Annotated in this window: 1 pseudogene; it reads left to right on the top strand. The window is 45.0% G+C overall.

The features are described from left to right. Nucleotides 1–271, top strand: a pseudogene (gene secD / locus AAEY98_RS22345) (protein translocase subunit SecD); the annotation flags it as partial.

Here is a 271-nt window from a genome sequence, read left to right as displayed (position 1 = left end):
CTTGATAGTAGTGCCGAAGCTGCTGAGCTTGCACTGCTGTTACGCTCAGGTGCTCTAGCAGCGCCTATGTACTTTGTAGAAGAGCGCACTATTGGTCCCTCATTAGGTCAAGAGAATATCGATAAAGGTCTCTTTTCAACCCAAGTGGGTTACCTACTAGTCTTTGCCTTTATGATTATCTTTTATCGCCTCTTTGGGGTCATTGCGAACGTAGCCTTGGCAGTGAACGTCATTATTATTATCTCCATTATGTCGATGCTAGGCTCATCTC

It is taken from the genome of Shewanella sp. AC91-MNA-CIBAN-0169, assembly GCF_040310165.1.
Classification (GTDB): domain Bacteria; phylum Pseudomonadota; class Gammaproteobacteria; order Enterobacterales; family Shewanellaceae; genus Shewanella.
The sequence above is the reverse complement of the archived record's forward strand: the minus strand, read 5'-3'. Positions and strand labels throughout refer to the sequence as shown.